We start from the raw sequence: 8508 nt of genomic DNA, 5'->3' as shown, positions 1-8508 counted from the left end.
GTAACGAGCTGTATTTATGTATAGCTCGTTTTTTTTATTTCTCAAATAAAATTAGAATAATTGTATATTTGGCGGTGTTATATGAAAAATCTTTATATCTTGTTTTTTAAAATACGCAAAGAAGTCTATTCTTTCTTTATAAAACATAAGAATTATTTTCAAAAAATTGTATTGTTACAGTAAGAAAAGTGTAGGAAACTTATCATTATAAAATAAATTGAAATCTTCTAAAAACTCTGATACATTGAAGTAGAAATGTAGTTTCACAATATTGTAAAGGCTTACAGTTATGTGCACGAAGATCTATTAGGATTGGAGGAAATAATGATGAAAGCTGAAGAAAAATTTTCCCCGGGATTAGATGGTATAGTGGCAGCGGAGACGAAAATTTCGTTTCTTGACACAGTAAAAGGTGAAATTGTAATTCAAGGGTATGACTTAATCGAACTCTCAAAAACAAAAGAGTATTTAGACATTGTGCACCTTTTATTGGAGGAACACCTACCGAATGAAGATGAAAAAGCAACACTTGAAAAGAAACTAAAAGCAGAATATGCAGTACCAGAAGGTGTATTCAACGTACTAAAGGCATTGCCTAAAGAGACGCATCCCATGGATGGATTACGTACAGGTGTGTCAGCGTTAGCTGGTTACGATAATGATATCGAAAACCGCTCGTTAGAAGTGAATAAAAGCCGAGGGTACAAGCTGTTAAGTAAAGTGCCAAACATTGTAGCGAATAGCTATCATATTTTAAATAATGAGGAGCCAATTGAACCTCTTAAAGAATTATCTTATAGTGCGAATTTCTTCTATATGTTAACTGGTAAAAAACCAACTGAACTTGAGGAAAAGATCTTTGATCGTTCCCTTGTTTTATATAGTGAGCATGAAATGCCAAACTCTACATTTACAGCTCGCGTTATTGCATCAACACAATCAGATTTATACGGTGCTTTAACAGGTGCAGTTGCATCTTTAAAAGGAAGTTTACATGGCGGTGCAAATGAAGCGGTTATGTACATGCTTTTAGAAGCTGGTAATGTTGAGAAATTTGAAGAGTTATTACAGAAGAAACTATATAACAAAGAAAAAATTATGGGCTTTGGACACCGTGTTTATATGAAGAAGATGGATCCAAGAGCACTTATGATGAAGGAAGCTTTAAAACAGTTATGTGATGTAAAAGGTGATTATACACTATATGAAATGTGTGAAGCTGGAGAAAAGATTATGGAAAAAGAAAAAGGAATTTATCCAAATCTTGATTATTATGCAGCTCCAGTATATTGGATGCTAGGTATTCCAATTCAACTTTACACACCAATCTTCTTTAGCTCTAGAACAGTGGGGTTATGTGCGCACGTTATTGAGCAACATGCAAATAATCGTTTGTTCCGTCCACGTGTAAATTATATTGGCGAGCGACATGTACTTAGTAAATAAGAACAACTGGGGAGTTGTTAGCGCCGCCCGCCAGATGGGTGTTTGACCGACACCCATCATTAATAATAACGAATTTTCGACAGAAAGGGAAGGATAGCATGATTAAAACAAATGAAATTAAGCAAAAAGATGCATTATTAGAAGAGATTACCGATTATGTATTAAATAAAGAGGTTACTAGTGCAGAAGCATTCAGTACAGCTCGTTACGTATTACTTGATACACTTGGATGTGGAATTTTAGCACTGCAATATCCAGAATGTACGAAATTACTAGGACCAGTTGTGCCAGGAACAATCGTGCCAAATGGTACACGTGTACCAGGTACGTCTTATGTACTAGATCCAGTAAAAGGTGCATTTAATATCGGATGTATGATCCGTTGGTTAGACTATAACGATACTTGGCTTGCAGCAGAGTGGGGACATCCATCTGATAACTTAGGCGGAATTTTAGCGGTTGCAGATTATATTAGCCTTGTTCGTATTTCAGAAGGAAAAGAAGCTTTAAAAGTACGTGAAGTATTAGAAATGATGATTAAAGCACATGAGATTCAAGGCGTGCTCGCTTTAGAAAACAGCTTAAACAGAGTTGGTCTTGACCATGTATTATATGTAAAAGTAGCAACAACTGCAGTAGTTGCGAAAATGCTTGGCGGAACACGTGAAGAAATCTTTAATGCATTATCACATGCGTGGATTGATAATTCTAGTCTTCGTACATATCGTCATGCTCCAAATACGGGCTCACGTAAATCATGGGCTGCAGGTGACGCAACGAGCCGCGGTGTTCATCTTGCAATGACTGCTCTAAAAGGTGAAATGGGTTATCCAACAGCCCTATCTGCACCAGGATGGGGATTCCAAGATGTATTATTCAATAAACAGGAATTAAAATTAGCAAGACCACTAGAGTCATATGTAATGGAAAATGTATTATTTAAAGTGTCATATCCAGCAGAATTCCATGCACAAACGGCTGCAGAATGTGCAGTGAAGTTGCATCCGGAAATTAAAGAGAGATTAGATGAAATTGACCGTATTACAATTACAACTCATGAATCAGCAATTCGTATTATTGATAAAGAAGGTCCATTAAATAACCCAGCTGATCGTGATCATTGCTTACAATACATTACGGCAATTGGTTTATTAAAAGGAGATATCGTTGCAGACGATTATGAAGATGCAGTAGCAAACGATCCACGTGTAGATGAATTACGTAATAAGATGGTTGTTGTTGAAAACAAACAGTACAGTTTAGATTACCTTGACCCGAACAAGCGCTCAATCGCCAACGCTGTTCAAGTTCACTTTAAAGATGGCACAGTAACAGAAAATGTGGAATGTGAATATCCACTTGGTCACCGTTTCCGTAGAGACGAAGCAATCCCAAAAGTTGTTCAAAAGTTCACTGCAAATATGGCAGGCCATTATTCTAGTAAGCAACAAGAACAAATTCATGAAGTTTGTTTAAATGAAGAAAAACTAGAAAATATGAATGTAAACGAATTTGTAGATCTATTCTTAATTTAATAATAGGGGGAATTTAGAATGGCTTGGGTTGTGAAAAAGCAGTCAACACAAGAGGAGCTTGCGAATCGATTCCGAGCTTTAGTAGAAGCAAATGAAATTTTGCAAATTCCAGGTGCTCATGATGCAATGGCGGCTTTAGTTGCAAAAAATACAGGTTTTTCAGCTCTTTATTTATCCGGAGCTGCTTATACTGCAAGTAAAGGGTTACCAGATTTAGGTATCGTGACGTCTACTGAAGTGGCTGAGAGAGCAAGAGATTTAGTAAGAGCTACAGACTTACCTGTTCTTGTTGACATTGATACAGGATTTGGTGGTGTACTAAATGTAGCGAGAACAGCTGTAGAAATGATGGAAGCGAAAGTAGCAGCTGTCCAAATTGAAGATCAGCAATTACCAAAAAAATGTGGACATTTAAATGGTAAGAAACTTGTTACTACAGAAGAATTGGTTCAAAAAATTAAAGCAATTAAAGAAGTTGCACCGAGCTTATACATTGTAGCACGTACTGATGCTCGCGGCGTTGAAGGGTTAGATGAAGCAATTGAAAGAGCAAATGCATATGTAAAAGCAGGTGCAGATGCAATTTTCCCTGAAGCGCTTCAATCAGAGGAAGAATTCCGTCTATTTAATAGTAAGGTAAATGCACCTTTACTTGCGAATATGACTGAATTCGGAAAAACTCCATATTATAGTGCAGAGGAATTTGCGAATATGGGCTTCCAAATGGTTATTTATCCTGTAACTTCACTTCGCGTTGCAGCGAAAGCGTATGAAAATGTGTTTACTTTGATTAAAGAAACAGGTTCTCAAAAAGATGCACTTTCTAATATGCAAACGAGAAGTGAATTATACGAAACAATTTCATATCATGACTTTGAAGAGTTAGATACTGGTATTGCAAAAACAGTATTATCAGAAGATCAATAGATAAAGCAGTGAAGGCGATGAAAATACATCTTTGGCAAAATAAAATGCTTGATGTGAAAAATCATCGCCTTCTATTTTCAAAAAAAGATATTCCACTCATCGTAGACGAGCATAAGCAAAAAGCTATGAAAGCCGAATGATAGGGGGATACATATGGAGAAAACGAAGTTACCATGGGATGAATTTTTTTCACTCAATAAAGATATAAATCATACTTACTTTACACCAGAAGATTTTTCAGGTGATGAAGATTTAATCGCAAAAACGACAGAACAATTCGTTAAACAAGAAATTGTTCCACAAATGGAGAATATTGAACAACATAACTATAAAGTTTCTCGTCAATTATTTGAGAAAGCTGGGGAACTTGGATTATTAGGCATTGAGGTACCAGAAGATTATGGCGGGTTCGAGTTAGGAAAGGCTGTCTCAGGTCTTGTAGCAGAGAAAATGGGTTACGCTGGTGCATTTAGCGTTTCATTTAATATACACGCTGGTGTCGGTACATTGCCTTACATATATTACGGAACGAAAGAACAGAAAGAAAAATATTTACCAAAAATCGCATCGGGAGAATGGATTGGGGCTTATGCTTTAACTGAGCCAAATGCTGGTTCGGATGCATTAAGTGCAAAAACGAGCGCAGTATTGAATGAAGAGGGAACAGCTTGGAAGTTAAATGGTGAGAAGCAATGGATTACAAATGCTCATATGGCAGATGTATACGTTGTTTTTGCGAAGACAAATAAAGGAATGACAGCATTTATTGTCGAAAGAACATGTGAAGGTGTATCCATTGGGTTAGAAGAAAAGAAAATGGGTATTAAAGGTTCTTCAACGGCGACTCTTATTTTAGAAGATGTTGTCATCCCTGTTGAAAATGTTTTAGGGGAAGTTGGGAAAGGGCATCACGTAGCTCTTAATATTCTTAACTTTGCTAGACTTAAACTTGCTTTTGGAAATATTGGAACAGCAAAACAAGCAATTGGTTTGTCGGTTCAATATGGAAAAGAGCGAAAACAGTTCCAAACGGAATTAGTAGACTTTACGATGATTCAAGAGAAAATTGCAAATATGATCATTGCTACATATGGAGCCGAAAGTGCAGCTTACCGTACAGCAGGTGTAATTGATGAAGCAATTCATGAGAGCGATGAAGATCTTATGAAAAAAATGTCTCAATTTGCAATTGAATGTGCACTAAATAAAGTAAATGCTTCTGAAACACTTGCTTATATTGTAGATGAAGCTGTACAAATTCATGGTGGTTACGGTTATATGCAAGAGTACGAGGTAGAACGATTGTATCGTGATGCTAGAATTAGTCGTATTTTTGAAGGAACGAACGAAATTAATAGATTAACAGTTGCCAAAATGTTAATGAAGCAAATCGAACAATTAGAAGATACTGAAGTAGAAAGTGATGTAGCAAATGTCGAAAGAAACCATCGTTACATTTTATTAGCGAAAAAATTGTTGAAACAATCTTTGAAAACGCTCTCTAAAACTCCAAGTCTAAAAATCGACCAAGAACAAGAATATTCACGTGTAATATCAAATATGTTGACGGACGTGTACGTCATGGAATCAGCGTTTTTACGTACGAGAAAAGCAGTAAGTAAAAATGGTGAGGAAAAAGAACGTACGAAGCAACAAATAACGGATGTTATTTGTGAAGAAGGATATCGTAAAGTAGAAGAAGCGGCGATTTCTGTACTTTCAGCGGCTGTCACAGAAGAAAAAGATAGACATGTGATTTTAGCTGAAATCCGTCAATTATTAGTACCTTTATACACGAACGTATTTATGAAGAAGAGAGAAATTGCGAAAGCTATTATAAATCGTGGGAAATATATTGTGTAAATAGGAGGAAAGCGATATGAAAAAGATTGGTTTTATCGGTTTAGGTAACATGGGTCTTCCGATGTCAAAAAATCTAGTTAAATCAGGTTACACAGTATATGGCGTGGACTTAAATAAAGAGGCAGAAGCGTCCTTTGAAAAAGAAGGCGGAATTATCGGTCTATCAATCTTAAAACTAGCAGAAACATGTGATGTAGTTTTTACAAGTTTACCTTCACCTCGTGCTGTTGAAGCGGTATATTTTGGAGCAGAAGGATTATTTGAAAATGGTCACTCGAATGTAGTTTTCATTGATACAAGTACGGTATCGCCGCAGTTAAACAAACAATTAGAGGAAGCTGCAAAGGAAAAGAAAGTAGACTTTTTAGCAGCACCTGTGAGTGGTGGAGTAATCGGAGCCGAAAACCGTACATTAACGTTTATGGTTGGTGGATCAAAAGAGGTATATGAGAAAACGGAATCTATCATGGGCGTACTAGGCGCGAACATTTTCCACGTTAGTGAGCAGATTGATAGTGGTACAACTGTTAAGTTAATTAATAACTTATTAATTGGTTTTTATACAGCTGGAGTGAGTGAAGCTTTAACATTAGCGAAAAAGAACAATATGGATTTAGATAAAATGTTTGATATTTTAAATGTAAGTTACGGTCAAAGTAGAATTTATGAACGTAATTTTAAAAGTTTTATAGCACCTGAAAACTACGAGCCAGGATTTACTGTGAACTTATTGAAGAAAGATTTAGGATTTGCAGTTGACTTAGCTAAGGAAAGCGAACTCCATTTACCGGTAAGCGAAATGTTATTAAACGTATATGACGAAGCGAGTCAAGCTGGATATGGTGAAAACGATATGGCTGCTTTATATAAGAAAGTTAGCGAGCAATTAATTTCTAATCAAAAATAAATTATACAAAGGAGAGAATACAATGATTACAACTGAAATTAAACGAGTAAAAAATCACATTAACGGTGAGTGGGTTGAATCGACAGGTACGGAAGTAGAAGCAGTTCCAAATCCAGCGACTGGAAAAATTATCGCTTACGTTCCACTATCTCCAAAAGAAGATGTTGAAAAAGCTGTTGAAGCGGCAAAAGCAGCATTCGAAACGTGGTCTAAAGTACCAGTTCCGAATCGTTCAAGAAATTTATATAAATATTTACAGCTATTACAAGAAAACAAAGATGAGCTTGCAAAAATCATTACGCTAGAGAATGGTAAGACGCTAACGGATGCAACAGGTGAAGTACAGCGTGGTATTGAAGCAGTGGAACTTGCAACATCGGCACCTAATTTAATGATGGGTCAAGCGCTGCCGAATATTGCTAGTGGAATTGATGGATCAATTTGGCGCTACCCAATCGGAGTTGTTGCTGGTATTACGCCATTTAACTTCCCAATGATGATTCCGTTATGGATGTTCCCACTTGCAATTGCTTGCGGTAATACATTCGTATTAAAAACATCGGAAAGAACGCCACTTTTAGCGGAGCGACTTGTAGAATTATTCTATGAAGCAGGTTTCCCAAAAGGCGTATTAAATTTAGTACAAGGCGGAAAAGATGTTGTAAATAGCATTTTAGAAAATAAAGATATTCAAGCTGTTTCGTTCGTCGGTTCTGAGCCAGTAGCTCGTTACGTATATGAAACAGGTACGAAACACGGAAAACGTGTACAAGCGTTAGCGGGTGCAAAAAACCATGCGATTGTAATGCCAGATTGCAATCTTGAGAAAACAGTACAAGGTGTAATTGGATCTGCATTTGCAAGTAGTGGAGAGCGCTGCATGGCATGCTCAGTAGTAGCAGTAGTGGATGAAATTGCTGATGAATTCATTGATGTATTAGTAGCAGAAACGAAAAAATTAAAAGTAGGCGATGGCTTTAACGAAGATAACTATGTTGGACCATTAATTCGTGAATCTCATAAAGAGCGTGTTTTAGGCTATATTAATAGTGGTGTAGCAGATGGGGCAACTTTATTAGTAGATGGCCGTAAAATTAATGAAGAAGTTGGAGAAGGTTATTTTGTAGGTGCGACAATCTTTGATGGCGTGAATCAAGAAATGAAAATTTGGCAAGATGAAATTTTTGCTCCAGTATTAAGCATTGTACGTGTTAAAGATTTAGAAGAAGGTATTAAACTAACAAATCAATCTAAATTTGCAAATGGTGCGGTTATTTATACGTCAAATGGTAAACATGCACAAACATTCCGTGATAACATCGATGCTGGTATGATTGGTGTAAATGTAAATGTTCCAGCACCAATGGCATTCTTCGCATTTGCAGGGAATAAAGCTTCATTCTTTGGTGATTTAGGTACAAATGGTACAGATGGCGTTCAATTCTATACACGTAAAAAAGTTGTAACTGAGCGCTGGTTTTAATAAAGAGTAGACTGTCAAATTAGTTGTGAAATGAAAAACACCACTATTAATAGTGGTGTTTTTCATTTTTATCAATTACTTTTTTCAAAAGCTAGTTTAACACCAAATGCAATTAAGACGAATTAATAGTGGTGTTTTTCATTTTTATCAATTACTTTTTTCAAAAGCTAGTTTAACACCAAATCCAATTAGGACGATTCCTGTTAGCCCTTGAATATAACGTTGCGTTTTCGGTTTTTTCATAAAAGCACTAATTTTATCAATTAAAAATATATAAAACGCAAACCAAAAGGCGGTTAAAACGAGGTAAGTAAGGCCCATTACAAGAAGTTGAATAAATGTATTAT

At 36.2% G+C, this 8508-nt stretch carries 8 protein-coding genes; 7 read left to right on the top strand and 1 reads right to left on the bottom strand.

The window, feature by feature from the left end; genetic code table 11:
- The first annotated feature begins 324 nt into the window (after positions 1 to 324).
- From mmgD to DN403_RS29715, 7 genes are all read left to right on the top strand, one after another.
- Positions 325 to 1446: a citrate synthase gene (gene mmgD / locus DN403_RS29740; RefSeq protein ID WP_002082827.1), complete on the top strand. Its 1122-nt coding sequence runs from the start codon at positions 325 to 327 to the stop codon at positions 1444 to 1446.
- A gap of 98 nt (positions 1447 to 1544) precedes the next feature.
- Complete coding sequence (prpD, locus tag DN403_RS29735) at positions 1545 to 2981, top strand: 2-methylcitrate dehydratase (RefSeq protein ID WP_000598120.1); 1437 nt, start codon at positions 1545 to 1547, stop codon at positions 2979 to 2981.
- 18 nt (positions 2982 to 2999) lie between these two features.
- Positions 3000 to 3908, top strand: a complete 909-nt coding sequence (gene prpB, locus DN403_RS29730; protein WP_000312638.1) for a methylisocitrate lyase — start codon at positions 3000 to 3002, stop codon at positions 3906 to 3908.
- A gap of 17 nt (positions 3909 to 3925) precedes the next feature.
- The gene (locus tag DN403_RS32085) at positions 3926 to 4048 is read left to right on the top strand and encodes a hypothetical protein (RefSeq protein WP_000690878.1); all 123 of its coding nucleotides are present in this window, start codon (positions 3926 to 3928) and stop codon (positions 4046 to 4048) included.
- A gap of 13 nt (positions 4049 to 4061) precedes the next feature.
- Entirely contained in the window at positions 4062 to 5771 is a 1710-nt protein-coding gene (locus tag DN403_RS29725; protein WP_000416004.1) for an acyl-CoA dehydrogenase family protein, read from the top strand.
- A 16-nt stretch (positions 5772 to 5787) separates the two neighbouring features.
- On the top strand, positions 5788 to 6678 hold the full coding sequence (locus DN403_RS29720) for an NAD(P)-dependent oxidoreductase (RefSeq protein ID WP_000719402.1): 891 nt from the start codon (positions 5788 to 5790) through the stop codon (positions 6676 to 6678).
- Positions 6679 to 6700: 22 nt separating this feature from the next.
- Complete coding sequence (locus DN403_RS29715) at positions 6701 to 8161, top strand: CoA-acylating methylmalonate-semialdehyde dehydrogenase (RefSeq protein WP_000633339.1); 1461 nt, start codon at positions 6701 to 6703, stop codon at positions 8159 to 8161.
- Between the two features lie 147 nt (positions 8162 to 8308).
- On the opposite strand, the gene DN403_RS29710 is transcribed toward DN403_RS29715, so the two are convergent.
- On the bottom strand, positions 8309 to 8508 hold a 200-nt coding region (locus DN403_RS29710; protein ID WP_179958957.1), incomplete at its 5' end, for a LysE family transporter.

Origin of the sequence: Bacillus sp. AY2-1 (assembly GCF_008368965.1) — a bacterium.
Classification (GTDB): domain Bacteria; phylum Bacillota; class Bacilli; order Bacillales; family Bacillaceae_G; genus Bacillus_A; species Bacillus_A thuringiensis_S.
Note: the sequence above shows the minus strand (reverse complement) of the source record. Positions and strands in the feature narration are given on the sequence as shown.

What these genes read in the sequence shown, in the direction of transcription:
- mmgD (WP_002082827.1), top strand. Translation starts at nt 325, where the DNA reads ATGATGAAAGCTGAAGAAAAATTTTCCCCGGGATTAGATGGTATAGTG.
- prpD (WP_000598120.1), top strand. Translation starts at nt 1,545, where the DNA reads ATGATTAAAACAAATGAAATTAAGCAAAAAGATGCATTATTAGAAGAG.
- prpB (WP_000312638.1), top strand. Translation starts at nt 3,000, where the DNA reads ATGGCTTGGGTTGTGAAAAAGCAGTCAACACAAGAGGAGCTTGCGAAT.
- DN403_RS32085 (WP_000690878.1), top strand. Translation starts at nt 3,926, where the DNA reads ATGAAAATACATCTTTGGCAAAATAAAATGCTTGATGTGAAAAATCAT.
- DN403_RS29725 (WP_000416004.1), top strand. Translation starts at nt 4,062, where the DNA reads ATGGAGAAAACGAAGTTACCATGGGATGAATTTTTTTCACTCAATAAA.
- DN403_RS29720 (WP_000719402.1), top strand. Translation starts at nt 5,788, where the DNA reads ATGAAAAAGATTGGTTTTATCGGTTTAGGTAACATGGGTCTTCCGATG.
- DN403_RS29715 (WP_000633339.1), top strand. Translation starts at nt 6,701, where the DNA reads ATGATTACAACTGAAATTAAACGAGTAAAAAATCACATTAACGGTGAG.